The 25,767-nt window shown below is 49.3% G+C and carries 27 protein-coding genes, 1 tRNA gene, 1 rRNA gene and 1 other RNA gene; 9 read left to right on the top strand and 21 right to left on the bottom strand.

The features are described 5' to 3' along the window. Positions 1-54 precede the first annotated feature (54 nt). From rpsR to E5336_RS10090, 5 genes are all read right to left on the bottom strand, one after another. The gene (rpsR, locus tag E5336_RS10110) at positions 55-285 is read right to left on the bottom strand and encodes a 30S ribosomal protein S18 (RefSeq protein WP_003864783.1); all 231 of its coding nucleotides are present in this window, start codon (positions 283-285) and stop codon (positions 55-57) included. A gap of 13 nt (positions 286-298) precedes the next feature. Further along, positions 299-793, bottom strand: coding sequence for a single-stranded DNA-binding protein (gene ssb / locus E5336_RS10105; RefSeq protein ID WP_135980998.1), 495 nt, complete (start codon positions 791-793; stop codon positions 299-301). A 15-nt stretch (positions 794-808) separates the two neighbouring features. Then, positions 809-1,102, bottom strand: coding sequence for a 30S ribosomal protein S6 (gene rpsF / locus E5336_RS10100; RefSeq protein ID WP_135980997.1), 294 nt, complete (start codon positions 1,100-1,102; stop codon positions 809-811). 97 nt (positions 1,103-1,199) lie between these two features. Then, a complete protein-coding gene (locus tag E5336_RS10095; RefSeq protein WP_168353638.1) occupies positions 1,200-1,853 on the bottom strand; it encodes a nuclease-related domain-containing protein in 654 nt (217 codons plus the stop codon). Between the two features lie 37 nt (positions 1,854-1,890). After that, the gene (locus E5336_RS10090; protein WP_135980995.1) at positions 1,891-2,727 is read right to left on the bottom strand and encodes a putative ABC transporter permease; all 837 of its coding nucleotides are present in this window, start codon (positions 2,725-2,727) and stop codon (positions 1,891-1,893) included. Positions 2,728-2,900: 173 nt separating this feature from the next. Between E5336_RS10090 and E5336_RS10085 the strand changes: the two genes are divergently transcribed. Beyond that, positions 2,901-4,136, top strand: a complete 1,236-nt coding sequence (locus E5336_RS10085; RefSeq protein WP_277820851.1) for an MFS transporter — start codon at positions 2,901-2,903, stop codon at positions 4,134-4,136. A gap of 73 nt (positions 4,137-4,209) precedes the next feature. On the opposite strand, the gene E5336_RS10080 is transcribed toward E5336_RS10085, so the two are convergent. After that, a complete protein-coding gene (locus E5336_RS10080; RefSeq protein WP_135980993.1) occupies positions 4,210-5,064 on the bottom strand; it encodes a DegV family protein in 855 nt (284 codons plus the stop codon). A 3-nt stretch (positions 5,065-5,067) separates the two neighbouring features. After that, on the bottom strand, positions 5,068-5,931 hold the full coding sequence (locus E5336_RS10075) for a DegV family protein (protein ID WP_135980992.1): 864 nt from the start codon (positions 5,929-5,931) through the stop codon (positions 5,068-5,070). A gap of 207 nt (positions 5,932-6,138) precedes the next feature. Here E5336_RS10075 and E5336_RS10070 point away from each other — a divergent pair, with 207 nt between their 5' ends. Further along, positions 6,139-6,843 (top strand): ABC transporter ATP-binding protein, encoded by a 705-nt coding sequence (locus tag E5336_RS10070; protein WP_135980991.1) that lies wholly within the window; start codon positions 6,139-6,141, stop codon positions 6,841-6,843. Continuing rightward, positions 6,843-10,202, top strand: coding sequence for an FtsX-like permease family protein (locus E5336_RS10065; protein ID WP_135980990.1), 3,360 nt, complete (start codon positions 6,843-6,845; stop codon positions 10,200-10,202). The genes E5336_RS10070 and E5336_RS10065 overlap by 1 nt, the downstream gene beginning before the upstream one ends. A 67-nt stretch (positions 10,203-10,269) precedes the next feature. Here the strand turns inward: E5336_RS10065 and E5336_RS10060 are convergent, their stop codons facing one another. From E5336_RS10060 to pfkA, 9 genes are all read right to left on the bottom strand, one after another. Further along, the gene (locus E5336_RS10060; RefSeq protein ID WP_135980989.1) at positions 10,270-10,623 is read right to left on the bottom strand and encodes a hypothetical protein; all 354 of its coding nucleotides are present in this window, start codon (positions 10,621-10,623) and stop codon (positions 10,270-10,272) included. A gap of 88 nt (positions 10,624-10,711) precedes the next feature. Next, the gene (locus tag E5336_RS10055) at positions 10,712-11,209 is read right to left on the bottom strand and encodes a DUF3284 domain-containing protein (protein ID WP_135980988.1); all 498 of its coding nucleotides are present in this window, start codon (positions 11,207-11,209) and stop codon (positions 10,712-10,714) included. Between the two features lie 57 nt (positions 11,210-11,266). Next, positions 11,267-11,920, bottom strand: a complete 654-nt coding sequence (locus tag E5336_RS10050) for a GntR family transcriptional regulator (protein WP_135980987.1) — start codon at positions 11,918-11,920, stop codon at positions 11,267-11,269. Positions 11,921-11,947: 27 nt separating this feature from the next. Then, the gene (locus E5336_RS10045) at positions 11,948-13,033 is read right to left on the bottom strand and encodes a DUF871 domain-containing protein (protein WP_135980986.1); all 1,086 of its coding nucleotides are present in this window, start codon (positions 13,031-13,033) and stop codon (positions 11,948-11,950) included. Positions 13,034-13,063: 30 nt separating this feature from the next. Next, positions 13,064-13,303, bottom strand: a complete 240-nt coding sequence (locus E5336_RS10040) for a glycosyl transferase family 1 (RefSeq protein WP_135980985.1) — start codon at positions 13,301-13,303, stop codon at positions 13,064-13,066. A 66-nt stretch (positions 13,304-13,369) separates the two neighbouring features. Then, positions 13,370-14,761: a PTS sugar transporter subunit IIC gene (locus tag E5336_RS10035; protein ID WP_135980984.1), complete on the bottom strand. Its 1,392-nt coding sequence runs from the start codon at positions 14,759-14,761 to the stop codon at positions 13,370-13,372. Positions 14,762-15,016: 255 nt separating this feature from the next. After that, on the bottom strand, positions 15,017-15,922 hold the full coding sequence (locus E5336_RS10030) for an ROK family protein (RefSeq protein ID WP_135980983.1): 906 nt from the start codon (positions 15,920-15,922) through the stop codon (positions 15,017-15,019). A 79-nt stretch (positions 15,923-16,001) separates the two neighbouring features. Continuing rightward, on the bottom strand, positions 16,002-17,417 hold the full coding sequence (gene pyk / locus E5336_RS10025) for a pyruvate kinase (protein ID WP_135980982.1): 1,416 nt from the start codon (positions 17,415-17,417) through the stop codon (positions 16,002-16,004). A 49-nt stretch (positions 17,418-17,466) separates the two neighbouring features. Then, positions 17,467-18,429: a 6-phosphofructokinase gene (gene pfkA / locus E5336_RS10020; RefSeq protein ID WP_135980981.1), complete on the bottom strand. Its 963-nt coding sequence runs from the start codon at positions 18,427-18,429 to the stop codon at positions 17,467-17,469. Positions 18,430-18,598: 169 nt separating this feature from the next. Here pfkA and E5336_RS10015 point away from each other — a divergent pair, with 169 nt between their 5' ends. After that, positions 18,599-19,027, top strand: coding sequence for a DUF5684 domain-containing protein (locus tag E5336_RS10015; RefSeq protein ID WP_135980980.1), 429 nt, complete (start codon positions 18,599-18,601; stop codon positions 19,025-19,027). 114 nt (positions 19,028-19,141) lie between these two features. Here the strand turns inward: E5336_RS10015 and E5336_RS10010 are convergent, their stop codons facing one another. The 3 genes from E5336_RS10010 to E5336_RS10000 all read right to left on the bottom strand — a co-directional run bounded on the left by E5336_RS10010 (position 19,142) and on the right by E5336_RS10000 (position 20,757). Further along, a complete protein-coding gene (locus E5336_RS10010; protein WP_135980979.1) occupies positions 19,142-19,741 on the bottom strand; it encodes a cytidylate kinase-like family protein in 600 nt (199 codons plus the stop codon). An 8-nt stretch (positions 19,742-19,749) separates the two neighbouring features. Next, entirely contained in the window at positions 19,750-20,205 is a 456-nt protein-coding gene (gene bcp, locus E5336_RS10005; RefSeq protein WP_135980978.1) for a thioredoxin-dependent thiol peroxidase, read from the bottom strand. A 476-nt stretch (positions 20,206-20,681) separates the two neighbouring features. Further along, positions 20,682-20,757: transfer RNA gene (locus tag E5336_RS10000), tRNA-Ala, on the bottom strand. Positions 20,758-20,842: 85 nt separating this feature from the next. Here E5336_RS10000 and smpB point away from each other — a divergent pair. Continuing rightward, positions 20,843-21,298, top strand: coding sequence for an SsrA-binding protein SmpB (gene smpB, locus E5336_RS09995; RefSeq protein WP_135980977.1), 456 nt, complete (start codon positions 20,843-20,845; stop codon positions 21,296-21,298). Positions 21,299-21,332: 34 nt separating this feature from the next. After that, positions 21,333-21,715: a transfer-messenger RNA gene (gene ssrA, locus E5336_RS09990) on the top strand. A 138-nt stretch (positions 21,716-21,853) separates the two neighbouring features. Here ssrA and E5336_RS09985 read toward each other — a convergent pair. Beyond that, a complete protein-coding gene (locus tag E5336_RS09985) occupies positions 21,854-22,135 on the bottom strand; it encodes a hypothetical protein (RefSeq protein WP_135980976.1) in 282 nt (93 codons plus the stop codon). 294 nt (positions 22,136-22,429) lie between these two features. Between E5336_RS09985 and serC the strand changes: the two genes are divergently transcribed. Genes serC through E5336_RS09970 form a run of 3 tightly spaced genes read left to right on the top strand, consistent with a single transcriptional unit; the run spans position 22,430 to position 25,454 of the window. Then, positions 22,430-23,512: a 3-phosphoserine/phosphohydroxythreonine transaminase gene (gene serC, locus E5336_RS09980; protein ID WP_135980975.1), complete on the top strand. Its 1,083-nt coding sequence runs from the start codon at positions 22,430-22,432 to the stop codon at positions 23,510-23,512. 6 nt (positions 23,513-23,518) lie between these two features. Beyond that, a complete protein-coding gene (locus E5336_RS09975; RefSeq protein ID WP_135980974.1) occupies positions 23,519-24,682 on the top strand; it encodes a phosphoglycerate dehydrogenase in 1,164 nt (387 codons plus the stop codon). Next, on the top strand, positions 24,672-25,454 hold the full coding sequence (locus E5336_RS09970) for a histidinol-phosphatase HisJ family protein (RefSeq protein ID WP_135981020.1): 783 nt from the start codon (positions 24,672-24,674) through the stop codon (positions 25,452-25,454). Before E5336_RS09975 ends, E5336_RS09970 begins: the two co-directional genes overlap by 11 nt. Positions 25,455-25,551: 97 nt before the next feature. On the opposite strand, the gene rrf is transcribed toward E5336_RS09970, so the two are convergent. Further along, positions 25,552-25,666: ribosomal RNA gene (gene rrf, locus E5336_RS09965) — 5S ribosomal RNA — on the bottom strand. Positions 25,667-25,767: the final 101 nt, after the last annotated feature.

Raw genomic sequence — 25,767 nt, 5'->3', positions numbered from 1 at the left:
TTCCTATCCCGCCCAAACTAAAAAGACAGGCTTTCGCCTGTCGCTTTTGCTTGATTAGTCTACTACGTAAGGAAGCAGAGCCATTTGACGCGCGCGCTTAATTGCGGTTGCCAGCATTCTCTGGTATTTCGCGCGGGTTCCGGTTACGCGTCTAGGAATGATTTTTCCGTTCGCGTTGATGAAACGTTTCAAAAGTTCTACATCTTTGTAGTCGATTTCCTTGATTTTATTTTTCGTAAAATAGCAAACCTTTTTACGACCCATACGTTGTTTTTTAAAAGCCATCTCTTGTTCCTTTCTAGAATGGTAAATCATCGCTGGCGATATCCAGCGTGTCATTCGCATCGAAAGCAGAGCTGAATCCGTCATCCACCGGCTGGGCGTAAGGATTCACCGGCGCGGGCTGCGGCTGCGAATACGAATTGTACGAATTGGAGTTGCCGTACGAATTGTACGCGTTTTGCTGCGGCTGCGCGTTTTTTGGCTCGAGGAACTGAACGTTGTCGGTCACGACTTCCGTCACGTACACGCGCTGTCCCTGCTGGTTTTCATAATTGCGGGTCTGGATGCGGCCTTCGACACCGATCAGCGAGCCCTTGTGAAGGTACTGCGCCATCAGTTCGGCCGTTTTGTTCCATGCCACGCAGCTGATGAAATCCGCGTCCGGCTGGCCGGGCGTCTGGGAGCGGCGATTGACGGCGATCGTATACGATACGACGCTCGTTCCGCTTTGCGTCTTGCGAAGCTCAGGATCTTTTGTAAGACGTCCTACTAATACCACTCGATTGATCATATTGTTTTTCCTCTATTATTTTTCGCTTTCAGTTTTCACGACCATGATGCGGATCACCGAGTTGTTGATACGGCACAGACGCTGGAATTCCTCGATTCCCGCATTGTCGGCCGTCGCATTGACAACGACGTAATGACCTTTTTTCATGTGGTCGATTTCATACGCGAACTCACGAACGCCCCAGTTGTCGACATTGTCGATCGAACCTCCGTTTTCCAGGATCGGAGCGAAAAGTCTTTTTTCCAGTGCTTCGAATTGAGCATCGTCTAAAGACGCGTTCACGATAATCATGATTTCATATTTTTTCATGCGTACACCTCCCTTTGGACTGATTTGGTTTCAAAAAATGAAACAGAGAGCAAGCGCAAACTTGCTCCAATATCTTAGCACAATCCCTTTGGGAAAATCAACGTAAAATTCGCACAATTTTCCGGATCTCGCTCTTGCGCAAAACCGGTTCGGAAAACGACTGGATCCTTGCCAGCAGCGCTTTGCCGTTGGTCAGCACCGCGCCCGAGTCCACGTCGATGGCCCGGGCGTTCGAGAAAAACACGCACCCGCGAATCGGTGCCGCCACGCCAAAAGAAGCCAGCGTCTGCCGCAGAAGCCTCATTTCCCGCTCCAGCTGGTGCAGCGGATTTTTCATATATTTTGTTTCCTGCCGCTTGTCCTGGCGCCACGTGTTTTGTCCTTTGCGCCCGAAGATCCTGCCGCTGTGGTTTTTGACCTCGACCACGAACAAGCCGGATTCGCTGACCACGAGCAAATCAATTTCGCTACGACGGCCTCCCACTTCCAGCTCGACGTTGTTTAAGACGGTGTAGCCTTTCGGCAGTCCTTCCAGCAGGCTTTGTGTCTGTTCCTCACCCGCCAGGCCGCACCGCGCCATTTTCGCCCGGATCCGGCAGCGCCATGAGAAAAACAGGAAAAGCGCGATCCACAAGACGCCAAACCACGTTCGGTACTCGATGGACACGACAACGGTCAGCGCGGCGAAGATCCAGCCCATACGCTGCAAAAGAATGTATTTTGTGTAACGGATTCGATTCGGATTTTTCATCGCTTCCATTATACCTCAAAAAGAAAAGGAACATCCGTCAATGTTCCTGATTTTCCTCTTTTTGTTCTTGTCCGCGCTGATGCAAATATTTGGCGATCACGTGCGAATCCTGCATCGGTCCGGTAATGAAACGGGAAGGAAACGCCTTGGACAACCGCTGCGTCCGGATTTTCTGGATCTTTTCCATCGTTTTGTTCAGCTCGTCCAGCCGGTCGGCCAGCTCGGGACGGTTTTCGACCCATTCGCCAATCCGTGTCGACACTTCGGTAAGCTGGTCGTGCATCGAACGGATACGAATCGAGGTTTCCTCCTCGAACTGCGTCTGCAAAGCCTCGATTTGCTTGTGCAGCTTTTGCAAAACGTTGCGCCGCTTCACCAAATGCACGCACGTCACGATAAGATCCGCGAAAAAGCCAATCGTAAAAATCGTCAAAAACGTTTCCATCGCCGGCAGCGGAATCGAGTGCGCCCACGCCTCGACGTGCGGCTGGATCAAAAAGACGACGACCAGCGACATCAAGCCGAACAAGACCGAATTCAGCAAGCACACCCGGCCGTTGATATTGAACCGGTACGTGCTGTAGTCCCACCAGCGCTCGTGAAACAGCTTTTCCATGATCCAGCTCGTAAAGTACTCGAGCACGCTCGTCAGCACCATGCCCCCGAAAAACACAAGCACGGGATGGTCGCCCAGCATCATGAGAGGATAAAGGACGATGAGCGCGCCAAATCCGTAAATCGGACAATACGGTCCGTAAAGAAATCCGCGGTTGACAAGCTTCTTCTTTCCGATTCCGACATACACGTCTTCGCACAGCCAGCCCGCCACGCTGTATACGATAAAATAAAAGTAGGCATCGAGCCAATACGTCATAAATAGTTCTCCTCTGCTTTCTTTGTGTTTGTTTTTTATTTTACCATACTTCCTTTCAAACGCTTTCACGCACGCTTTTCAGGTAAAGTTTTCCAACCAACTCGAAAATGTGTTTGAAAATTTAAAAATTCGTGTATCATAGTTTTGTATTAAAAGAAATGAGGAAAACATTCATGAAGAAACTCACAAAGCTTGAACTCAAGTGGATTTGTTACGATATTGGAAACTCGGCGTTTATTTTGCTCGTTTCCACGATCCTGCCAATCTATTTCAACTCGCTTTCATCGGCGGCAGGCGTCGCGGAAAGCGACTATCTCAGTTACTGGTCCTACGCCACAAGCATCTCGACGATCATCGTCGCCTTGCTTGGTCCGATCCTGGGCACGATTGCCGACTACAAAGGCCGCAAGAAACGCGTCTTTTTGACGAGCGCCCTGCTTGGCGCCCTGGCGCTGGCGTGCTTCTGGATCCCGTCGTACTGGTTTTCGTTTTTGGTGTTGTATATCGCGGCCAAGATCTGCTACTCGCTTTCGCTTGTCTTTTACGATTCGATGCTGGTCGACATCACGACCGAGCAAAACATGGACTCGGTTTCCAGCCAGGGCTACGCCTACGGCTATATCGGCAGCTGCATCCCGTTTGTCATCTCGCTCGTGTTCGTCCTGCTTTACGACAAGCTGGGCATCACGATGCACACCGCGATGATGATCGCGTTTTTGATCAACGCCGGCTGGTGGATCGCCTTCACGCTGCCGCTTGCCAAAGCCTATCGTCAAAAGCACTACATTGAACCGCAGCGCCACGTTGTCGTGGATACGTTTTCGCGGTTGAAGAAAACGCTCTCCTCGATTCGAAAGGAACGGAAAGTGTTCTTGTTTTTGCTGTCGTTCTTCTTTTTCATCGACGGGGTGTACACGATCATCGACTTGGCGACCGCGTATGGAACGAGCCTGGGTCTGGATACGACCGGTTTGCTGCTCGCGTTGCTGTTTACGCAAATCGTGGCGTTTCCAGCCAGTCTGACCTTTGCCAGCCTGTCGAAACGATACGATACCGCCAGGCTCATCAAGATTTGTATTGCCGCCTACTTCCTGATCGCCTTGTTCGCGATCCAGCTTGACAAGCTGTGGGAGTTCTGGCTTTTGGCCGGCGCGGTTGGATGCTTCCAGGGAGGCATTCAGGCGCTTTCCCGTTCCTATTACGCCAAGATCATTCCGGAAAACGCGAGCGGCGAGTATTTTGGCTTGTTCGATATTTGCGGCAAGGGCGCCAGCTTTTTGGGTTTGCTCGTCGTCGGTCTGGTCACCCAGTATACCGGTCATCAAAACATCGGTGTCGCCGCCCTGACATTCATGTTCATCATCGGCTACGTGCTGTTCTCGAAAGCGGCCAAGCTGGACAACGACTAACGAGAAGAGGTTCGCCTCTTCTTTTTTTGCTTTTGGCAACAAAAAAGCACCACCCAATGGATGGTGCCACGCGCTAGGAAAAGCGCGGACGGAACGCCTGTACAGCCAGGCAGCCCAGTCCGGTGTGCACGCTGACCGCGCTCACCAAGTCAATATAGCGGATCTTCACGCCTTCGATGGCGTTCTTGATTTTCTCCCCGTATTTTTGCGCCGCTTCCGCCGCGTCGACATGCGCGACGATCACCGTGTAATCCTGGTCGACGCCCAGATTTTTCAGGCGGGAAATCACATAGTCCTGCGCCCGGTTCATCGTCCGGACTTTGTCGAGGACGTCGATGCGCCCCTCGGTTTCCATGTTGAGATGCAAAATCGGCTTGATTTTCAACAGTCCGCCCAGCGCGGCCGCCATTGGCGTCAGACGACCTCCTTTTTTCAAATGGTTCAAATCGTCGACGAGCAAAATCGTGTCGCACGACGCCGCGATTCGATTGAGTTCGCGAATGATTTCCTCCATCGTTTTTCCTTCATCCCACATTTTTTTGGCTGTCAGGATCATGTCGGCTTGCACGACCGCCGTCGAATAGCAGTCCACGCCGATAAATTCTATTTCCAGCATCCGGGCCGCCATTTCCATCGCGTTCATCGTCGAAGACAAACCGGTACAAATCGGGACCGCGAAAATCGTGTCATATCCTTCTTTTTTCAACTGTTCGAACAAATCCTCGATTTCGCCCAGCTTTGGCAGCGACGTCTTCATCGGCAGCTTCGCGTGCAAATTGTCGAGCACATCCGGTATCGCGATCGTTTCCTCCTCATCGAAGCTGTGTCCATTCACTTCGATTTGCAGCGGCAAGGAATAAATGCCCTTTTCCGCCCAATAAGCTTTGGAACGACCGGTGCCCGAATCGGTCACAAATGCGATTTTCATACGTTATTCCCCTTTTACTTTCTTTACATACTGCATGCCGACCGCGCCAAGACCTGTATGGCAGGCGATCACGGCGTACATCGGCTCGCGGCGGATATCCGCCTGGTCCCCTAAAACGCTTTTCAATTCCTCGATCGCGGTTTGGGCCCCTTCCTCGTTGCGCGCGTCCAGCACGTAAAACACATACTGGGATGGATCGTCGACGCTTTGTCCAATTTGATCGGCGCCCGTCTTGATGGCCTTGCTCATCGTTCGCACCTTGCTCCATACATCGACTTTTCCCCCGGTGTTTTTCGAAACTTCCAAAATCGGCTTGATTTTCAGCATGCCGCCCAGCTTGGCGGCCATCGGCGTCAGACGGCCTCCTTTGGCTAAATGGTCAAGATCCTCCGCGATCAAGTACCCAGCCGAACGGTCGATGGCTTCCTTCAGCGTCGAAACGATTTGTTCAGGCGCCACGTTTTTGTCGTTCAGACTGGCTGCCGCCAGCGCGCAATAATGCTCCACGCCCAGCGTCGTGAACAAATCCAGCGTATGCACCTGGATGCCGTGCCGGTTTGCCGCCGCCAGAAACGTGCTGTTCGTGCTCGACAACCCGTTGGAAAGCGTAATCAAAATCACCTGATCCACGCCTTGCTCCTCATACGACTCCAGCAAATCTTCCATAATGCCAAGGGGCGGCAGCGACGTCTGGACGCTGGCTCCCTGCGCGATATGGTCATACAAATCGTCGATGTCCAAATCCACCCCGTCCAAATACGTGTGATCGTCCACGATGACTTGCAGCGGCAAAAAATCTATTCCTAACGCGTTCGCCTTCTTTTGAGAAAGACCGGAACCGCTATCTGTTACTACTTTTATTGTCATTTTGCTACTCCTCTGATCTTTAGATCATGGGAATGGTATCATGTTTTTTCCCAAACATCTACTTCATTTCCGGAAATTCCGGTAAATCTCCATTCTACTCGTTCTTTTCACGAAAAACAAACGCTCCCCGTAGAACAAATAAAAAAATCCCTTTATAATAGAAATAGTCGTCTTTTACATAGTCTTTTGTTAGAAAAGAGGTTGGATATGGAACATTTTATTTCTTTTAAAGATGTCCGGAAAACATACAAAATGGGCGAAGTCGAGATCCACGCCCTCAACGGCGTTTCCTTCGATATCGACCAGGGGGAGTTCGTCATCATCGCCGGCGCTAGCGGCGCAGGCAAAAGCACGATTCTCAACTTGCTTGGCGGCATGGACACGGTTTCCGCCGGCACAATCGAGGTCGACGGCAGCGTCATTTCGGATTTCAACGAAAAACAGATGACGCTGTACCGGCGCTACGATGTTGGATTCGTCTTCCAGTTTTACAATCTGGTTCAAAATCTCACGCTCAAGGAAAACGTCGAGCTGGCTACGCAAATCTCGAAAAATCCACTCGATATCGACAAGACGATCGCGGCCGTCGGATTGAGCGAGCGCATCAGCAACTTTCCGGCCCAGCTTTCCGGCGGCGAACAGCAGCGCGTCGCGATCGCCAGAGCGCTGGCCAAAAACCCGAAGCTGCTGCTTTGCGACGAGCCGACCGGCGCCCTGGATTACGTGACCGGCAAGCAAGTTCTCAAAGTGCTTCAGGACACTTGCCGCAAAGAGCACAAAACCGTGATCGTCATCACGCACAACCTGGCGTTGACGCCCATGGGCGATAAAGTCATCAAAGTGCGCTCGGGTCAAATTGAAAGCGTCGAAATCAACCCTCACCCTATGGACGTAGATCGGATCGAATACTAATGCCGAAAATTCTCTGGAAAGATCTTTTGATCGAAATCCGGCATTCGCTGGGCCGCTTTTTCTCGATTTTGTGCATCGTAGCGCTTGGGGTGGCGTTCTTTGCCGGAATCAAAGCCAGCGCGCCCGATATGAAATACAGCGCGGATGTCTATTTCGATCAATACAACACGCAGGATATCCAGGTGTTCTCGACCCTTGGACTGCGGAAAAAAGACGTGGAAGCCATCGAGAAAATTCCCGGTGTCGAACACGTCCAGCCACTGTTTTCCATGGACGCCCTGACAAGGGTGGGCGCCAGCGAACTCGTCTACAAAGTGTTTTCCCTGCCAGACGATTCCGCGATCAACCAGGTCCGCCTTGTCGAAGGACGAATGCCTGAAAACGACAAAGAATGTCTGCTGGAAGCACCCAATGTCAAAAACGAGTTGTTCGCCGGGTACAAAATCGGCGACACCATCAAGCTGTACTCCGGGACCGATACACCCATCACCGACGATTTGAAATTCGACGAATACAAAATCGTCGGCACGTGCTACTGGCCAAGGTACCTGTCCTACGAAAAAGGCACGTCGTCGATTGGTTCCGGTGAAGTCGATTCTTTCATCTTCGTCCCGGATGCCGACATCAAAGCGGATTACTACACCGAAATCGACGTCACCGTCCAGGGGGCGAAAGCGCTGAACACGTATTCGGACGCCTATTTTGACCAAGTCGATCCGGTCGTCAAAAAAATCGAAGCGATCGCCAACGGGCAGATCCAAGCCGAAATCGACCAGCAGCAGGCAAAAATCGACGACGCGAAAAAAGAACTGCTCAAAGAAATCGACAGCGGACAGGCGAAGCTGAACGACGCCAAAGCGCAAATCGAGCAAGGACAGCGCGAACTGGCCGCCCAGGAGCAAAACCTCGCCAGCGCCAAAGCGCAGCTGGACGCGGGCTGGGCCGAATACGCCCAAAACCGCGCCGCCATCGACGCCAACCTGCCTAAGCTGGACGACGCCATCGCCAGCATCCAGCAGCAGGAGCAGCAAATTCCCGGCTTGCAAAACCAAAAAGAAGAGCTAGAAGCGAAGAAAGCCACCCTTCTGGCCCAAAAGGCGCAGCTGGATGATGGCATCACTCAAATCGAATCCGCGCTGGAGAAAAAGCCGGAACTTCTCGCGCAGCAGGCCGCGCTGCCGGAAGCGATCGCCCAAATCGAAGCGCAGCTGGCGGACCCGTCCCTTCCTTCGGAAGCGATCGAGTCGCTTACGCAAAAGAAAGCCGAGCTGGAAACCGCGCTCCAAGCGGTAAACGATGGTTTGGCGCAGCTTGAAACACAAGAAGCCGCCCTTTCCACGTACCAAAGCCAGCGCGACGAGCTGGCAAAGGGTCTGACGCAAATCGACGACGGCATCGCCCAGATTCAAAGCGGTCTTGACCAGCTGGCGCAGGCGAGCGCCACGAAGCAGCAGCTGATTGCCCAGCGCGATCAAATCGCTGCCTCCTATCCGCAGCTCAACGAAGCCTACGCCACGCTGAGCCGCTCCCAGGCGCAATACAACGATGGTTTGTCGCAAATCGAGAGCGCCCGCCGCGCGTTGATGGACGCGCAAAACGAAGTGGAAACCAATCAGAAAAAACTAAACGATGAAACAAAAAAAGCCCGGCAGGAAATTGACGACGGGCAAAAGAAAATCGACGAGCTGGAAGGCGAATGGATCGTGCTCGACCGGGATTCCCTGTATTCGTATCGGGACTATGGCGCGTGCGCGGACCGGATGGATGGCATCGCGTCCGTCTTCCCGGTGTTCTTCTTTCTTGTCGCCGCGCTGGTGTGCATGACGACGATGACGCGGATGGTGGACGAGCAGCGCAACGAAATCGGCACGTTGAAGGCGCTGGGCTACTCCAAAGGCCAAATCGCGATGAAATACTTGATGTACGCCTTGCTGGCCAGCGTCCTTGGCTCGATCATTGGCTGCGCGATTGGCTTGTTCGTCTTCCCGTACATTATCTTTTACGCCTGGAACACGATGTATCTGTTGGAAAAGATCCAGTACGCGTGGCAGCCGGGCTTGATGATTTTGGCCGGCGCGTCCGTGACGGGCATCACCTTGCTGGCGACGTTCCTTTCTATTTACAAGGAGTTGATGGAGGCGCCAAGCCAGCTCATGCGGCCAAAAGCCGGAAAAGCCGGGAAGAAAATTTTGCTGGAGCGGTTTCCAAAGCTTTGGAGCAAAGTTTCCTTTTTGCACAAAGTCACGATTCGCAACATCTTCCGGTATAAAAAGCGGTTCTTCATGACTGTGATTGGAATCGCGGGCTGTTCGGCGCTGCTTGTGGCGGGATTCGGGATCAACGACTCGATTTCCGACATTGTCCATTTGCAGTACGAGGAAATCGACCATATGGACGCCTCGGTGACGCTCGACGGCGCTTCGCCGGACACGTTGAAAGAAATTCTCGCCAATCCGGATGTGGAGGATGGCTTCGCGGAAGAGTCCATCAACGTAACGCTTCATATCGAAGACAAAGACATGAGCGGCACGGTCCATATCATCCCGAACGACGAGTTGAAGCGCTTTAACGAATTTGTCACTTTGCGCACGATGCGCGGAAAAGAAAAAATCACCTTGCAAAACGGCGGAATTTACATTTCCGAAAAAATGGCGCAAAAAATGGATCTGGCATCCGGGGATACGCTGACGTTCAAGGACTTGGATGGCCAAACGCTGCACGCCAAGGTGCTGGGGGTGTTCGAAAACTATATCGGTCATCAAATGTACGTCACGCAAACGGAATTCGAGCAATGGAAAACGACGGAGAAGCCGACGCAGACGTATTTGCTGAAGCTGAAAGACACGAGCGACCAGGCGCAAACCACGCTTGGAAACGAGCTGATGGAAATGAAAGATGTCAAGAGTGTCACCTTCTACTCCGCGCTGGAAAAAAACTTCCTCGATATGATTGGCTCGATTCAAATGATCGTTGTCGTCCTTGTCCTCTCGGCGGCCGCGCTGGCGTTTGTCGTGCTGTACAATTTGAGCAATGTCAACATTTCCGAGCGGATGCGGGAAATCGCGACGATCAAGGTGCTTGGCTTTACCGAGAAGGAAGTCAACGCCTATGTCAATCGGGAAAGCCTGATTTTGGCGGTCATCGGCTCTTTGGCCGGTCTTGGGATCGGCATCGGCCTGCACCATCTCATTATGAATTTGGCGGAAATGGACGATATTATGTTTGGACGTACGATTTTGCCGCAATCGTTCGCCATCGCGTTTTTCCTGACGATCTTTTTCGCTTTGCTGGTCAACTTTGTCATGAAATTCAAGCTGCGGAAAATCAAAATGGTGGAATCGCTAAAAGCGGTGGAATAATTTGGAAGAAGGTCGGATCGCGGCCTTCTTTTTTTGTTTGGCGCAAAAAAAGGCGGAGCGGTTCCGCCTAGGACAACAAGATCGTTGGAATAATGCTGCCAATCCAAATGAGAATTGGCGGCAGCGTGTTTTCGACAGGAAACACATGCGCGCACCCTAAGATAAAAAAAACAGTCAAACTGACGACAAGAACCCATCCGATTGTTCGGTGTGGATGGTTTTCATACACTTTTACCCAGAAAATCAGACATACCCCAAAAAACAAATAAACCAGCGGTGCGCTTTCTCCATTTAACGGCATGGACAGGCCGTTTCCAACGACGGTCTGCGGGTTGTTGATGAGCACAAACAAGATCGAGCTGCCAAATGGCGACAGCATCAAAAACAAGTTGTGGATCAATCGGCTTTTCGTTTTACTCATTTTCTTTTTCATCTTCTTTTCTTTGTTTTCATCATAGTCGAATTTTGGGAAAATTGTGTGCTGGATGCCCAAAAAAAACGCCGAATTTTCATTCCGCGTTTTCATTGTTTTCATCTGCTTCCAAAAAGGTGTCGTCGTCCATCGCCCGGTTTTCAATAATCGAGCGCTCCATGGCGCGCAGCCGTTTCTTGATATCCTTTTTCGCTTTGTGGTTGTAAATCAAACCGACAAGCCAGCCATTCATCGAGGCCATTTTTCCGGCGCCCTCAAAATCCTCCACGTAAGCGAGGCCGCTGTTTCCGTTTTCGAGCCGCTCCACTTCGTAGCGCATCATGTTGCTGCCGGAAGCCGATTCGAATCGGGCCTCGTACACGACCGGATATTCAAACTTCGCGATCGTCACCTTTACGCCCGCTTCCTTTCCCAGCTTTGATTTTAACTTTTTCTTGTATGTATAGTTGTCATGAAGCTGGTTGACTTTAACATTTTTCCCGGTGCTTTCCTTGATGTCGTACAGCACCGATGGCACGATGACGTCAAACAGTTCTTCCGGTGTGACTTCCAGTTCCAAATCCACTTCGATCATTTGGATTTTCCTCCCATTTCTTTTTTCGTAATTGCATTTATTTTAGCACAAGATCGTTTAATTGGAAATCTCGATCGTTTCCACGAAGGGATTGTAATAGGTCTTGCGCATCAAAATCGTTTCCCCGTTAAAAGAGCGGTAAATGGATTTCACCATAATGATGGGCACATCCATCGGAATGTTCATGATATTGACAAACTGGACCGGAATCAGCATCGGAATAAACGTTTTGGTGATGCGGAAATCCTTTTTACGTTCGATTAGCTCAAAAACTTCCTCTATGTCTTCCACTTCCCGGCGATAATACGCGGAAGTCATATAAATCTCGTCGATGTTCGCAATTTCGCCGGCGCGCTGCCTGCTTCCCACGATTCGCATGATATCTTCGTAAATCGGCACATTTAAAATCGGCGCGATTTCCTCAAACGTCCGGTGGGTCATATACAGCAAATGACAAGTTTCATTTTCCTTCTCGTCGTCGATCGTGTTTTTACGCACGAGCTCTTTGTCCGACACAAACGTTCCGCGTGTCTTGTCCCGATACAAGATGCCTTCGTCGACGAGTTCGTCAATGGCTTTTCGAACAGTCATCCGCGACACTTCAAACTCCAGCGATAAAGCCCGCTCGGAGGGAATCGAAGAATTGGCAGAAAGAGAAGCGATCTTATGGAGTATTTTCGATTTGACTTGTTGATACAACGGTCGGCTCATAAGCAGTTCCTTTCTTGCCCATTTTCCTTATTTCTTGAACGCGAATGTCTTCCAGGCATCCAAGTAGTCAAGAAGAATGAGTTCCTCTTCCGGTAAATGGGCCACAACATTCTTTTTACCATCATTTGGCATATCTTTCAAGACGACATGAAGCTCCCCTTTATACCGGTCGTAGTTTTCATTGACGATCACGATATCCCCCCGCTTTAAATCCCGGGTGTTGCGCGCAGGAATGGACGCGTCTTTGTACGTGATGCGCGGCATCGTGCTCCGGGCCGCGTAGTCGTTCATATCGCCACGAGCAAAATGCGGATGCTCGAACAAAATCTTTTCTTCAGCCTCGTTTGGCTCGCCTTCCAGCTCGATGCGGAATATCAGCTTGCCTGGTTCGATTTCCGAAAGGGCCTTCATTTCCTCTTCGGAGGCGAAACAGTTGGCGATGATCACATCGTCCACCAGTCCGGTCGCGAACAAGTGGCGGGCCTGCAAGTCGATTGGCAGATCGCGGTGCATTTCCAGCGTGCAAAGTCCTTCGTACACGTTCCATGGACCGAATGTATCGGGCTGCTGGCTGGAAACGAACGCGGCAATCGGCAAATTGTGCTGACGAATGCGCTTGGATGTTTCCTCGAACATCTTGTAGCCCAGTCCCGAATACCGCTGCGGATAGAAATTGTGGCAGGTGAGCACGTAGTCGGTGTTCGGCTTGTAGCTGAGCACGTTTTCGATGTACTTGTTGTCGACGGAGGCGTTGAACTCGATTTTCAAATGATCCGGGTTGTACGTCATTTGCGCTTCCTTGTGGCCGTCGAAGCCTTCGTCAAGCCGGATACCGTCGGCGTGGATATCGGCAAAGAACGACAAGTCGTCGTACGTGATGCCCAGACGTTCGAACACGTACGGCGCCACATCCAAAATGACTTCCATGCCTTTTTCATGCGCGTAGTCGATCAGTTCCTTGAATTCAGCTTTCACTTCCTCTTTGGGCTTGTCAACCGACAACAGACACGTAAAGATCCGCTTGAAGCCGTAGCGGGCGGCCTGTTCGATGTACTTCTTGTTTTCCTCCAGTGTGGCGTGTTCCGGATAAATTGAAATCCCTAGTCTTCTCATGATGAATTCTCCTCTTCTTTTCCTCTTTGTTTATTTTGTCTTTTTATACTGGCGCGGCGTCTGCTTGCGACGTTGACCGAGCTCATGCTTTTTGCGGCTTAGACGCATCCACAACACGCCAATCAGCACGATGGATAAGCCTTCGATCACGACGATGATCGGCTTGTCGTACATGGGCGCGGTCACGATGACGAGCGTTCCGATCGCGATGACGAACAATTCCCACGATCCCCATTTGTTCGGGGCTTGCTTTTCCTGTTTATTTTTCATTAAACCTCCTTTTAAAAGGCGAAAAAAGGAAGGTTCAACCTTCCTTTTCTTGCTGGTCTATCTTTTTTATTCAACTTCCTGTTGACGGTTGGCAAGCAATACAAACGGTGTCCAGATCAGGAACGACACGCCCAGGTTGATCAGCGCGACTAAACCTGCCATCAGACTTCCGCCGGTTGCCAGGAAGGCGTAAATACCAACTGGCATAACCCAAGGCACTTGCACGTACACTGGAGGAATGATTCCACCCGCTGTGAACAAGTAAGCGATCAGCGTACATACTGGCGGAACAAGCAACCAAGGAATGAAGTAGATTGGGTTCAACACGATTGGCAAACCGAAGATAACCGGCTCGTTGATGTTGAACACGCCCATTGGCGCGGCGAGTTTTGCGACCTCACGCACATCCTGACGCTTCGAGAAGAACAGGATCGCGATCAGCAAACCAAGCGTGACACCCGAACCACCCATCTGGGCGTAAGCATCCAGCGAACCACGCGTCCAAATGTAAGGCATGCCTTCCGTCGTGTGGTGCTGTTCGAAATAAGCGAGGTTTTCCAGCAACGCTGGTGTATACACACCTTCGATGAACGGTGCCATAACGTTGGAACCGTGCAGACCGAAGAACCACAGCAGCTGAACGAGGAACGATACGAGGATCGCACTGAACATGTTTTGCGAAAGACCCATCAACGGCGCCTGGATCCATTGCTGGATGAGCTCGTTTGGATACATGCCCGCTGTCGCCACACAGATCTGCGTGATGATACCGAATACGTAAATCGCTACGCATCCTGGAATGATGGCCGCGAACGCGTTACCAACAGCTGGCGGTACGTTTTCCGGCATTTTGATCGTGATCTTGTGGATCATGAGCTGCACGTAAATCATCGAAGAAGCCAGACCGACGATCAACGCGGTGAACAAACCGGTCGCGCCGGTATAGGCGCTACCCATGTAGCCCCAGCCGCTGACGCTGATGTTGACTGCGTCGCCGCTTGCGACCGCTTCCACACCAAGATCGTTGAGCGCGGCCACGCTGGCTGCGTCGACACCTGGCAAAGTGAAATCGAAGACTGCGCTTTGATTCATACATACGACAACCGCGGAGAAGGCGATAACGCCGCCGGCGATTGGATTGACATTATATGTTTTCGCGATTTGATAACCGAGCGCAAACGCGAAGGCGAGCGATAAAATAACGATCGAACCAAAGTACACGTTTCCGTTTACGTTGATCAGCGGTGTCATCGTTGCCACAAAAGAATTTCCCTCACCCCACCAGGAGTTCGGCAGATCTCGGAAGAATACGTTCAAGAGTACGGCGATACTTCCTACCATCGTGATCGGCATGATCGCGATGAAGGCGTCACGGATCGCAACAAGATGCTTTTGGTTACCGATCTTGGCGGCCGCCGGCATGAAGTGTTCTTCCATCCAGTTCAAAAAACCATTCATAGAATTGTATTTCCTTTCTCCAAGCTTTTCACTTGGTCTATACCAATATTAAAACGCTTACATCACTCTTTGTCAACGAGTTTTGACATTTTTTCGAAAATAGATTTTAAATGACGCAGAATTAAGGGAATATATCGTTCAATCGTATTAAAACATATTCTGAAAAGAAACGCCACTCTGAATGGTACCGCTTTCAAAGAAAAAACGGTATAGACCAAAAAAAGACCAATTATGCCAAATTGGTCTACTTGAATTTTACTTTTCTTCCCACGTCATGGCGTACATGGCCGCGCCCACGATGCCCGGCTCGTCCAGTTTCGCCGGAACGAGTTCCACATCGCGCATCGCTTCGAACAGTTTGCTGCGCCATTTTTCCCGAAGAGCCGGCATGAATACATCGGCGCCCTTCATGACGCCGCCGCCTAAAACGATCACGTCCGGGTCTATGACAAGTGAAATCGCCGACAGCAAATTGGATAAGTCGTCCGTCATCTCGTCGACGATTTTAAGCGCTTCCTCATGGTGCTGGGCGGCTCGTTCGAACACCTCGCCCGCGTGCTGGATCGAAGCGTCGATACGCTCTTTTCCCTTGCGTGTCACTGCCGTTCCGCTCGCGCCGCTCTCTACCGCGCCCTTGTTCATGATTCCGTATTGGGAATCGCGCTCGTTGACAATCATATTGCCCACTTCGCCGGCGAATCCGTGACGCCCCATCAGCACTTTTCCCTGTATGACGGCAGCTCCGCCAATGCCTGTGGAAATCGTGACGTAATACACGCTTTCGTTCCCTTTTCCTGCGCCGGCCAGCGCCTCTCCGATGGCGGCCGCCTTTCCATCATTGGCCAGCACGACTCGTCTTCCGTCCAGTTCGCCGGAAAGCTTTTCCGTCAGCGGATAATCGACTAGCTTCGACAAATTGTTCGCGGCCTTGATCGTTCCTTGCTCAACGTCGATCAACCCGGGCACCGCGATCCCGATTGCTTCTGCCTCCTCCTGGTTTGGCAGCGAACGGACAAGATCGACAATGACCTTCACGACATGTTCCGCTCCTTTTTCCGGATTGGACGCGCTTTTGTTGAGCGCCAGCACTTCGCCTTCGGCGTTGATGAGCGCGGCCCGGACATTGGTTCCGCCTAAATCAATCCCAACATATTTCTTCATTTCTTCTTCACCTCATTTTGTTCATTGTATCAAAAAAAGACCCCTCAGGCGAGAGGCCAATTTTGTTTCCAATAAAACGTTAGATTTGAACGATTTTCATCATGTTCGTGCTGCCGGATCCTACTGGATAACCTGCGACCACGATGATGTTGTCCCCTTTGTTGAATCCATATTCCTGGGCGATGTTGCGCGCGAGCTGCACATCGTTTTCCTGCGAGTTCTGGATCGCGGAAACGTAAGGGAATACACCAAATACAGGAAGCAGAGAACGCTCCGTTACTGCGTCGAAGCATACGGCAACGATTGGCGCTTCCGGACGGAATTTCGCCAGGCGCTTTGCGGTGTTTCCGCTTTGCGTGAAGGCCACGATGCATTTCACGTCGATGGCCAGCGAAGTATCCGCTACCGAAATCGCGATCGCGTCGTTCATCGTGCGGCGGCTCGACTTGATGCCTTGTTTCAGGCGTTCCTTGTAAGGAATCATCGGCTCAACCGCGTTGGCGATCTTCGTCATGGTATGAACGGCTTCCACCGGATAGTGGCCGGCGGCTGTTTCTCCCGAACACATGATCGCGTCCGTTCCGTCCATGATCGCGTTGGCCACGTCGCTAGCTTCCGCGCGGGTCGGGCGCGGGTTTTCCTGCATACTTTCCAACATGTGGGTCGCGGTAATTACCGGTTTCCCCATTTCGTTGGCAATCTTGATCATTTGTTTTTGATAGATTGGAACATATTCGAGCGAAACGTTGACGCCAAGATCGCCACGGGCGACCATAACGCCATCGCTGACTTCAAGGATGTCTCGCAAATTATCGAAACCTTCCTGGTTTTCAATCTTCGGAATGATCTGGATATTGTCTTTGTTTTCGTCGATCAAAATTTTCCGGATCGCCAGCACGTCTTCACGACGGCGCACGAAACTTGCGGCGATGTAGTCGACATCGTTTTTCGCGCCGAACCGGATATCCGCCTCGTCTTTCGCGGATACGAATGGCATACTCAAAATGATTCCCGGCAGGTTGCATCCTTTGCGGCTCTTCAAAAAGTGAGGGTTCGCAACAACGCCTTTAATAACGCTTCCCGGTTCCACATCCGTGATATCGACGCGCATCTTTCCGTCATCCATCAAGATGTAGTCGCCTTTTTTCACATCGTTGAACACTTCCGGACAACGCAAAGTGAACCGGTCGTGGTTTCCGAGTACTTCCTCTTTGACGATTGTCACCTCGTCGCCTTCCGCGAAATCGACGCCGCCGTTCTCAAAGTCGCCCAGACGAATTTCCGGCCCTTTGGTATCCAATAAAATACCGATTGGCTTTTTCGTTTCCTGCGATACTTCGCGAATCAGATTGATTCGTTCCCCGTGCTCTTCGTAGCTTCCATGCGAGAAGTTCAATCGGGCGATATTCATGCCTTCTTTGACCAGTTTCGTGAGTGTTTCCTTATTTTCACTAACCGGCCCGATCGTACAAACAATTTTTGTCTTTTTTTCCATACTGTTCCTTTCCTCAAATAGTTCCTTCCTTAAAAAACTTAAGCCTATTCTATCCTAATCGTTCAAACAGATTTGTCAATGGTTTTCTTGACTCTGCCGGCATACACAACGCTTTTTCGATTGGGTAGGATACGATTTTGTTGTCGTGGATCGCGACGCACTGTCCACCGATACCCTGCATAAGCAAATCAACGGCTTTTTCTCCCATTTGGGAGGCGAGCATACGATCAAACGGACAAGGCGAACCGCCACGTTGAATATGGCCCAACACCGTGGCGCGTCCGGAAAAACCAGTATTTAGACTGATTTTCTTGGCAAGTTGATGCACATCGGTGATTTTTTCACTGATGACGATAATCGCGTGTTTCTTCTTTCGGATCAAGTCCAGATCCCGCAAACGATCCAAAATCTCGTTTTCGTCAAATCCGGTTTCGCTCGTTACGACGATTTCCGCTCCGCAGGCGATGCCGGCCCACAACGCCAGATCCCCGCAGCGGTTTCCCATGACTTCCACGATCGAGCAGCGATGGTGGGAGTTGGATGTGTCCCGCAGTTTATCGACCGCGTCGACCACCGTTTCCAGCGCGGTCTGGAATCCAATCGTAAAATCGGTGCAGTTGATGTCGTTGTCGATCGTACCCGGCAAACCGATGCAGTTGATTCCCATTTCCGTCAAAGAAAGCGCCCCGCGATAGGAACCATCCCCGCCGATGACGACAACCGCTTCGATTCCTCTTTTTTCAAGCTGCCGAATCGCTTTTTGACGAACTTCGAGATCTTTGAACTCCGGAAGTCTTGCAGACCCGAGAATCGTCCCTCCCCGATTGACGATCTCGCTGACATCCTCGCGGGTCAACGGTTCGATATATCCCTCGACCATCCCCTTGTACCCGTTGTAGATTCCAAACACTTCAAGACCTGCGTTCAATCCAACGCGCGTCACTGCGCGGATCGCCGCATTCATCCCTGGCGAATCGCCGCCAGAAGTTAAAATGCCTATTCTTTTTACCATACTTCAACCTCCATCAGGCTATAGATTTCATTAGTTTTACTATACCATAATGGGCTTGGAAATTCAGCTGTAAAGAAGTGTAGTTTTCTCGTTTTCCTTCCTTACTTTTATGCAAATAATTGGACGGGCCAAACCACATCCACGTATATTGAAGAAAGGAGGTAGTATTATGTTTTTTTCAACCACATATTCCATCATCGGTCTCGTCTGGTACGTTTTTGTCGTGATCGGCAGCTGGAAAATGTTTCAAAAAGCCGGCGAAAGCGGATGGAAAGCTTTGATTCCGGTGTACAATCTTTATATCGTATTCAAGTTCTCGTGGCAGACCATGTATTTCTGGGTTTGGCTTGGATTGACTGTCATTTCCTTTTTCATGGGTTCAAACGCCAACAGCGTCAACGGTTTCATGTATTACGCCGCCTGGATCATCGGTTTTATCCAGCTCTTGATTTTATGTAATCTGGCGTTCAAAGTGTCGCTAGCGTTCGGACACGGGATCTGGTTCGCTCTGGGCTTGTATTTCTTCCCGTTCTTATTCACGTTGATCCTTGGTTTTGGAAGTTCCCGCTACATTGGAAACTTGTCCTCGAACTATTAACTTCTAAAAGCAGGCTTTCCTGCTTTTTTTGTGCAGGCGCCCGCTTCCGGATTCCCTTCTCTTTTCCTCCGATAAAAAAGAAGATGGCGCGCAATGCCATCCTCTTCGTTCTTTTTACTCGTTTCCAAAATATTCCATCGCGTACATCGCCAGACCAGGAATCACTTTTTTGATTTCAACGTTTGTCGTGTTGACGCATAAATCGTAGTTTTCCTTCTCGCCCCAGCGGGTCGGCGCGATCATTTCATGAATTTTTTTCCGGTTCTTATCCACATCTTTGATTTTCCGGACAAGTTCTTTCTCCGTGAGTTTTTCCTCTTCCGGCCCTTTGGCCCGGCAACGTTTGATTTTCGCTTCCATATCGGCGTAGACGAAGATGCTGAACGGATTGCGTTCCGCCAGGATTTCCGCGCAGCCATGGCCGACAACGACACAGTTTCCTTTGGATGCCAGCTCTTGAATGATCTTTTGCTGGGACACTAAAACGTCGATTTGCTGCTGATTGTAAAACGTATGTCCAAATTGCGTGGAAATGAGCGAAATGGCTTTTTCCGCCACCCCTTCGACATACCCTTCGTGCATTCCCGTTTCCTTGCAGATTTCTTTGATAATTTCCTGATCGTAATAAGCGAATCCGAGTTCGTCGGCCAGCCGCTTTCCAATTTCACGGCCTCCGCTTCCAAATTCTCTGGAAATTGTAATAATTTTATTCATACTCCCTTTTATTCTATGCTTTTCAACATGCGCTGCGGATCTTCGCCCGGTTTCACTTTCTCAAACGCTTTTTCGATGATTCCATTTTCATCAATCAAATACGTGCTGCGAACGACGCCCATATACTTTTTTCCGTACATGGACTTTTCCTTCCATACGTCATAGGCTTCGATCACTTCGTGATCCGGATCCGACAGCAGCGGGAACGGAAAACCGTATTTTTCCTGAAATTTTTTATGCGAGCTCACGCTGTCTTTTGAAACGCCGAGCACGATTGCGTCTTTTTGGGTAAACTGCGGATACAAATCCATGTACGCGCACGCCTGCTTCGTGCAGCCACTTGTATTGTCTTTTGGATAAAAATACAAAATGACCTTTTTCCCTCGCAAATTCGATAGTTTGATTTCGTTTCCGTCCTGATCTTTCAAAGTAAAATCCGGTGCCGGGCTTCCTATTTCCAACATAGAATATTCTCCTTTATTTCCTCTATATTACCATCTTTTGTCTAAAAAGAAAGAGCTTTCACCACGGAAAGCCCTCTTTGTTATTGTCAAACGACTTTTCAAAACCATATTTTCATCGCTCTTTGTTCCTTCTGCATCGGATCTCTTTGCTGTCCTTTTGGATTGACGCTTTACCGGTCGTCATGCCATTTACTTGTCATTCCGCGTTCGTTCTACCTTGATTTCATACACCGTTTCGCTCGCGTATTTTTGATCCGTCTTGCCCATTTTATCGTCTTTCGTTGACGGGGAACACTTCTGAATTGTCGTTCGACCCACATAGATCGTTCTATGTGTTAACCACTTTTTACATTTTCATTTTAGCACGAATCGCGAAAAGATCCGCGCAGATGGAAAAACAAGTCGAAAAAATGGATTTTTAAACAAAAAAAAACGAACACACTCTTTCATCCGAATGTGTTCGATCTGTTTTCAAATGGTGGAGCGTAGGAGGATCGAACTCCTGACCCCCTGCGTGCAAAACAGGTGCTCTCCCAGCTGAGCTAACACCCCACATCTGTTATTATTTTAACGTAAATCAAAAAAAAATCAAGCCCAAATGTGTTAAAATTATCCCATACAACATCAGGAGGCGAATATGAGTACCTATAAGACTATTGCCGAGAACAAAAAAGCCCGGCACGACTATGAATTATTTGACCGGTACGAGGCGGGCATCGAATTAAAAGGAACCGAGATCAAAAGCATCCGCAAAGGCAAAGTGCAAATGAAAGACAGCTATATTTCCTTTCACAACCAGCAGGCGTATATCAAGGAAATGCACATCTCACCGTATGAGTTTGGCAATCGCTTCAATCACGACGAAACAAGAGAGCGCCGGCTTCTGCTGCACAAAAACGAGATTTTAAAACTGGCTCAGGCGGTCAAGATCAAAGGCTATACCATCGTGCCGGTGAAGATGTATATCGCCCATGGCTTAGCGAAGATGGAGATCGCGCTGGCAAAAGGAAAAAACCTTCACGACAAGCGGGAATCTCAAAAAGCGAAAGACGCCAAACGGGAAATCGAAAAAGCGATGAAATATAAATATTGACACTCCGGAGCGAATTCTGTATAATATCCGGAACGGGGGTGTTTTTGGCATTCGATAAGTAAGTGTTTGGATCCAACCACAGCCGTGAAGGAACACGTTAAAACCACTTAATTTTAAACGCTAAAACTAGAATTGCTAATGTATTTGGTGCAAACCAAAGCATGGCTTTTGCTGCCTAATTTAGACTAAGTTTGTCTTGCAGCCCGGATCCGCGAGTTTGCTTTCTTATAGCGGATCACGTGTCAAACAAAGAAGATCGGAATAAGTGTGGATCTGTTCCTTATTCCTAAAAACGCAGATCAAAACCTATGCTGGTTCTGTCCACCGATCGCATAGGATATATAGATGGACTAAGCTGTAAACGTTGGATCGTGGAGCCTTGCTTAGACAGGAGTTCGATTCTCCTCACCTCCACCAAAGTAAATAACGTCCTTGATGAAAGGATTTTCGATATTCAAGCCTTGGAAACAAGGCTTTTTTTCATTGGAAACGAAAAAGCCGCGATGCGTCCGGTTTCACATCCGGCCATTGCGGCTTTTTCTGTTTTATTTCACTTTATTTTTTCGTTGCTTCGCTGACTTTGTCCTTGACGGCTTGAATCGCGTCGCCCGCTTTGTCTTTTGCGACATTGAGTGTAGCGGCCGCCTGATTTTTCGCGTCTTCTACGCCATTTTTCAAATCTTTTTTCGCTTTCTCAGCGCTGTCTTTCAAATTGCGTTCCGCTTCTTTGGCGTCGTGTTCCGCTTTGACTTTCGCCGCTTCCTTTTCTACATCGTCTTTCAAATCTTCCCAGCCTTCTTTAATGTCTTCCGCTGCTTTTTTAAAAAAATCTGCCATTTGATTGTCCTCCTTGTATGCGAGTCTGCTGACTCTTATATTCTTCTAATCCCATCATATGGGAAACAGAAAGAGGAAGCAAACGCGATGCAACCCTGAAAATCCTTTGAAATGAATTGAAACAAAAATATTCCATTTTCTTAAATTTTCACCATTTTCTCCCACGATTGTTTATTGACAAGAAACATTTGCCTATATTTTTTGAACGAATCCCCTTGCAATCTCTCGAAAGAATCGTATAATGATTAATATTATGAAAGGAAAGGTGGATACAGTTCACCAAGGTGAAAAAATATGACACGTGTTTACAATTTCAGTGCAGGCCCGGCCTGTTTACCTGAGTGGGTCTTAAACAAGGCCAGCCAGGAAATGCTGGATGCTCACTCAAGCGGGATGAGCGTAATGGAGATGTCCCACCGATCCAGTGAATTCGAAAACATTTTGAATACGGCGAAAGATAGGCTGCGTCGTTTAATGGACATTCCTGAAGATTACGAAATCTTGTTTTTGCAAGGCGGGGCTTCTTTGCAGTTTTCAATGGTTCCTATGAATTTATTGAAGCACAGCGCGGACATTATCAATACAGGCCAATGGACAAAAAAAGCGATTGCCGAACATAAAAAGCTCGGCGATACCCATGTTGTCGCCTCCAGCGCGGAAGATAATTTTACGTACATCCCAAAAATCAAGCAAGAGGATTTGAGTCCGGACAGCGATTACGTTTACATTTGCGAAAACAACACGATCTACGGCACAAAATATAAAACGCTGCCTCCGCATGACGGAAAGCTTTTGGTGGCGGATATGTCGAGCTGCATTTTGAGCGAGCCTGTCGATGTCAGCCAGTACGATTTGATTTTTGCCGGCGCGCAAAAAAACATCGGGCCGGCTGGCGTGACTTTGGTCATCATTCGAAAAGACTTGCTGACGGAAAACGAAGCGCTGCCAAGCATGCTCAACTATAAAACCTACGCGGACAACAACTCCATGTACAATACGCCGCCAACTTACGGCATTTACGTGTGCGGGCTTGTCTTTGAATGGCTGGAAGAGCAAATCGGCGGTTTGGAGGCGATGGAAAAAATCAACCATCAAAAAGCGGCTTTGCTTTACGATTACATCGACCAGTCCACGTTGTACTCCAATCCTGTCGCCAAAGAAGACCGCTCGTATATGAACGTCCCGTTTGTCACCGGCGATAAGGATCTGGATGCGAAATTTGTGAAAGAAGCCAAAGAAGCGGGTTTTGTCAATATCAAAGGTCACCGCAGCGTCGGCGGTATGCGCGCCAGCATTTACAACGCGATGCCTGTCGAAGGCGTGGAAGCGCTCGTTGATTTTATGAAAAAATTCGAAAGCGAAAATACGAAGGGATAAAAAGCTATGTATAAAATTAAACTTTACAACAATATCGCTCAAAAAGGACTGGATCGTTTTAACGACCAGTTTGAAGTCGGAACGGATGTCGAGGCGGAAGACGCGATTATCGTCCGTTCCGCCAACCTGCACGACTTGGACTATAAAGATACGCTAAAAGCGATCGCACGAGCCGGTGCGGGTGTGAACAACATCGACTTGGATGCGTGCACCCAACGAGGAATCGTCGTATTCAACACGCCCGGAGCCAACTCCAACGCCGTAAAAGAGCTCGTTTTTGCCGGCTTGCTTCTGGCTAGCCGCGATATTTACCACGGCATTGAATGGTGCAAGACGCAAGCCGACAACGACAATTTGGCGAAAGATGTGGAAAAACAAAAGAAAAAATATGCCGGCAACGAGATTACCGGAAAAACGCTCGGCGTTGTGGGCCTTGGCGCGATTGGTATTCAAGTCGCCAATCTGGCTCTTCGTTTCGGGATGCAAGTCGAAGGATACGATCCATATATTTCTGTCGACAACGCGTGGAGCATGTCGCGATGGGTCAACCATGTGAAGGATGAAAAAGAATTGTTCTCCACGGCCGATTACATCACGCTTCATCTGCCTTTGATGGATTCGACGAAGAACACCATAAACAAAGACACGTTGGCTCTCATGAAAGATGGCGTGAAGATTTTGAACTTTGCCAGAGGCGGTCTTGCCAATGATGAAGATATGCTGGAAGCGCTCAATAGCGGAAAGGTCGCTGTCTACGTGACCGACTTCCCTTCGCCGCTTTTGGCCAGCCATCCAAACGTAGTCCCGATTCCGCATCTTGGTGCCAGCACCGACGAATCGGAAGAAAACTGCGCGATCAAAGCGGCGGATGAAGTAATGGAATATCTCATGAACGGCAACATTATCAACTCGGTCAACATGCCAAACGCGTCGGCACCTTTTAGCGGCAGCTACCGGATTTGCGTGATGCACGACAACAAGCCGAAAATGATTTCGCAAATTACAGACTGCCTGGCGCAGGAGGATGCGAACATTGAGAATTTGCTGAATAAGTCAAAAAAAGAAATCGCCTATACGATTTTGGATCTCGATCACAAAGCCTCGAAAGAGTCGATTGAGAAAATGAAAAAAATCAGTGGCGTCCATCGTGTGGAAGTGTATGAAAAATAATATAGACGGCCATGTTCATTTAGAAAACGGTCCGCTCACAAAAGAATATGTTTGGGAATTTGTTCGAAGTGCGCAAAAACAGGGAATCACAACATTACATATTTTAGATCATACCCATCGCTTTTTCGAATTTCGCGACATGTATCGAGGCGTCTGCCAAAGTGCCGACGTCCAAAAGCAATGGTTCGAAAAAAAACAAGTTAACTCCATTCGAGAGTATCAAGCCTTGATTGAGGAAATGAAAAAGGAAGACTTTCCGATTACGGTCAAATTTGGTTTGGAAGTATGCTACAGCCCGGAAAATGAAGAGTTTCTTCGTCGTGCCTTATCCTCCTATCCGTACGATTTTCTCGTTGGAAGCGTGCATTCCATTGACGGTCTCTTATATGATATGGATGCGTTCTCCAAAGAACTTCTTTGGGAAAAACAGGATCCGTCCACGATTTACCGTCGTTACTTCGAGCGACTGCAAGCGGCGATTGAATCGGATTTGTTTACACAAATCGGTCATCCGGACGTGATCAAAATGTACAATTACGATCCGGGCTACGATCTCGTCCCGACTTACCAACATCTTGCGAAAACGGCCAAAGAACACCATGTAAAAATGGAAGACAACACCGGAGCCCATTATCGCTATCACCATGCCGATGTTGGCTTGAATGAAACGTTTCGTTCCATTTTACAAAAAGAAGGTGTGGCCATCGTTTCTGCAAGCGATGCGCATTATCCAAAAGATGTTGCTAAAGATTTTGACCTCCTTCCGGAATAGAGTATTGCTCTATTCCTTTTTTATCCCAATGATGCAGAGATAAAAAGGTGAAGCACCACTTTGCTTCACTTTTTTGTTTGCCAAATAAAAAAAAAGAGCCGAGCAACGTCCTATTTTCGCAGGCGTCTTGCCAACTATCTTCGGCGCTCGAGAGCTTGACTTCTGTGTTCGGCATGCTTGACAGGTATTTCCTCTCCGCTCTTGCCACTCGTTCTCTTCTCTTGTTCGATCTCTCAAAACCAGAAACACGCCTTCTCCCTCTTTCCACAACCCCTTGGTCTTGGCAAGTCATGGGCTCTGATCAAGTCCTCGG

This window comes from Dubosiella muris (assembly GCF_004793885.1).
GTDB classification, from domain to species: Bacteria; Bacillota_I; Bacilli_A; order Erysipelotrichales; family Erysipelotrichaceae; genus Dubosiella; species Dubosiella muris.
The sequence above is the reverse complement of the archived record's forward strand: the minus strand, read 5'-3'. Positions and strand labels throughout refer to the sequence as shown.

Bases quoted from the DNA above. Each gene is read 5' to 3' on its own strand.
- serC (WP_135980975.1), top strand. From the start codon at position 22,430: ATGACACGTGTTTACAATTTCAGTGCAGGCCCGGCCTGTTTACCTGAG.
- E5336_RS09985 (WP_135980976.1), bottom strand. From the start codon at position 22,135: ATGGCAGATTTTTTTAAAAAAGCAGCGGAAGACATTAAAGAAGGCTGG.
- E5336_RS10085 (WP_277820851.1), top strand. From the start codon at position 2,901: ATGAAGAAACTCACAAAGCTTGAACTCAAGTGGATTTGTTACGATATT.
- rpsR (WP_003864783.1), bottom strand. From the start codon at position 285: ATGGCTTTTAAAAAACAACGTATGGGTCGTAAAAAGGTTTGCTATTTT.
- rpsF (WP_135980997.1), bottom strand. From the start codon at position 1,102: ATGAAAAAATATGAAATCATGATTATCGTGAACGCGTCTTTAGACGAT.
- E5336_RS10065 (WP_135980990.1), top strand. From the start codon at position 6,843: ATGCCGAAAATTCTCTGGAAAGATCTTTTGATCGAAATCCGGCATTCG.
- E5336_RS10090 (WP_135980995.1), bottom strand. From the start codon at position 2,727: ATGACGTATTGGCTCGATGCCTACTTTTATTTTATCGTATACAGCGTG.
- E5336_RS10060 (WP_135980989.1), bottom strand. From the start codon at position 10,623: ATGAGTAAAACGAAAAGCCGATTGATCCACAACTTGTTTTTGATGCTG.
- E5336_RS10040 (WP_135980985.1), bottom strand. From the start codon at position 13,303: ATGAAAAATAAACAGGAAAAGCAAGCCCCGAACAAATGGGGATCGTGG.
- E5336_RS10080 (WP_135980993.1), bottom strand. From the start codon at position 5,064: ATGAAAATCGCATTTGTGACCGATTCGGGCACCGGTCGTTCCAAAGCT.
- E5336_RS10030 (WP_135980983.1), bottom strand. From the start codon at position 15,922: ATGAAGAAATATGTTGGGATTGATTTAGGCGGAACCAATGTCCGGGCC.
- smpB (WP_135980977.1), top strand. From the start codon at position 20,843: ATGAGTACCTATAAGACTATTGCCGAGAACAAAAAAGCCCGGCACGAC.
- E5336_RS10075 (WP_135980992.1), bottom strand. From the start codon at position 5,931: ATGACAATAAAAGTAGTAACAGATAGCGGTTCCGGTCTTTCTCAAAAG.
- E5336_RS10055 (WP_135980988.1), bottom strand. From the start codon at position 11,209: ATGATCGAAGTGGATTTGGAACTGGAAGTCACACCGGAAGAACTGTTT.
- E5336_RS10010 (WP_135980979.1), bottom strand. From the start codon at position 19,741: ATGAATAAAATTATTACAATTTCCAGAGAATTTGGAAGCGGAGGCCGT.
- ssb (WP_135980998.1), bottom strand. From the start codon at position 793: ATGATCAATCGAGTGGTATTAGTAGGACGTCTTACAAAAGATCCTGAG.
- bcp (WP_135980978.1), bottom strand. From the start codon at position 20,205: ATGTTGGAAATAGGAAGCCCGGCACCGGATTTTACTTTGAAAGATCAG.
- E5336_RS10015 (WP_135980980.1), top strand. From the start codon at position 18,599: ATGTTTTTTTCAACCACATATTCCATCATCGGTCTCGTCTGGTACGTT.
- pyk (WP_135980982.1), bottom strand. From the start codon at position 17,417: ATGGAAAAAAAGACAAAAATTGTTTGTACGATCGGGCCGGTTAGTGAA.
- E5336_RS10095 (WP_168353638.1), bottom strand. From the start codon at position 1,853: ATGAAAAATCCGAATCGAATCCGTTACACAAAATACATTCTTTTGCAG.
- E5336_RS09970 (WP_135981020.1), top strand. From the start codon at position 24,672: ATGAAAAATAATATAGACGGCCATGTTCATTTAGAAAACGGTCCGCTC.
- E5336_RS10050 (WP_135980987.1), bottom strand. From the start codon at position 11,920: ATGAGCCGACCGTTGTATCAACAAGTCAAATCGAAAATACTCCATAAG.
- pfkA (WP_135980981.1), bottom strand. From the start codon at position 18,429: ATGGTAAAAAGAATAGGCATTTTAACTTCTGGCGGCGATTCGCCAGGG.
- E5336_RS09975 (WP_135980974.1), top strand. From the start codon at position 23,519: ATGTATAAAATTAAACTTTACAACAATATCGCTCAAAAAGGACTGGAT.
- E5336_RS10070 (WP_135980991.1), top strand. From the start codon at position 6,139: ATGGAACATTTTATTTCTTTTAAAGATGTCCGGAAAACATACAAAATG.
- E5336_RS10045 (WP_135980986.1), bottom strand. From the start codon at position 13,033: ATGAGAAGACTAGGGATTTCAATTTATCCGGAACACGCCACACTGGAG.
- E5336_RS10035 (WP_135980984.1), bottom strand. From the start codon at position 14,761: ATGAATGGTTTTTTGAACTGGATGGAAGAACACTTCATGCCGGCGGCC.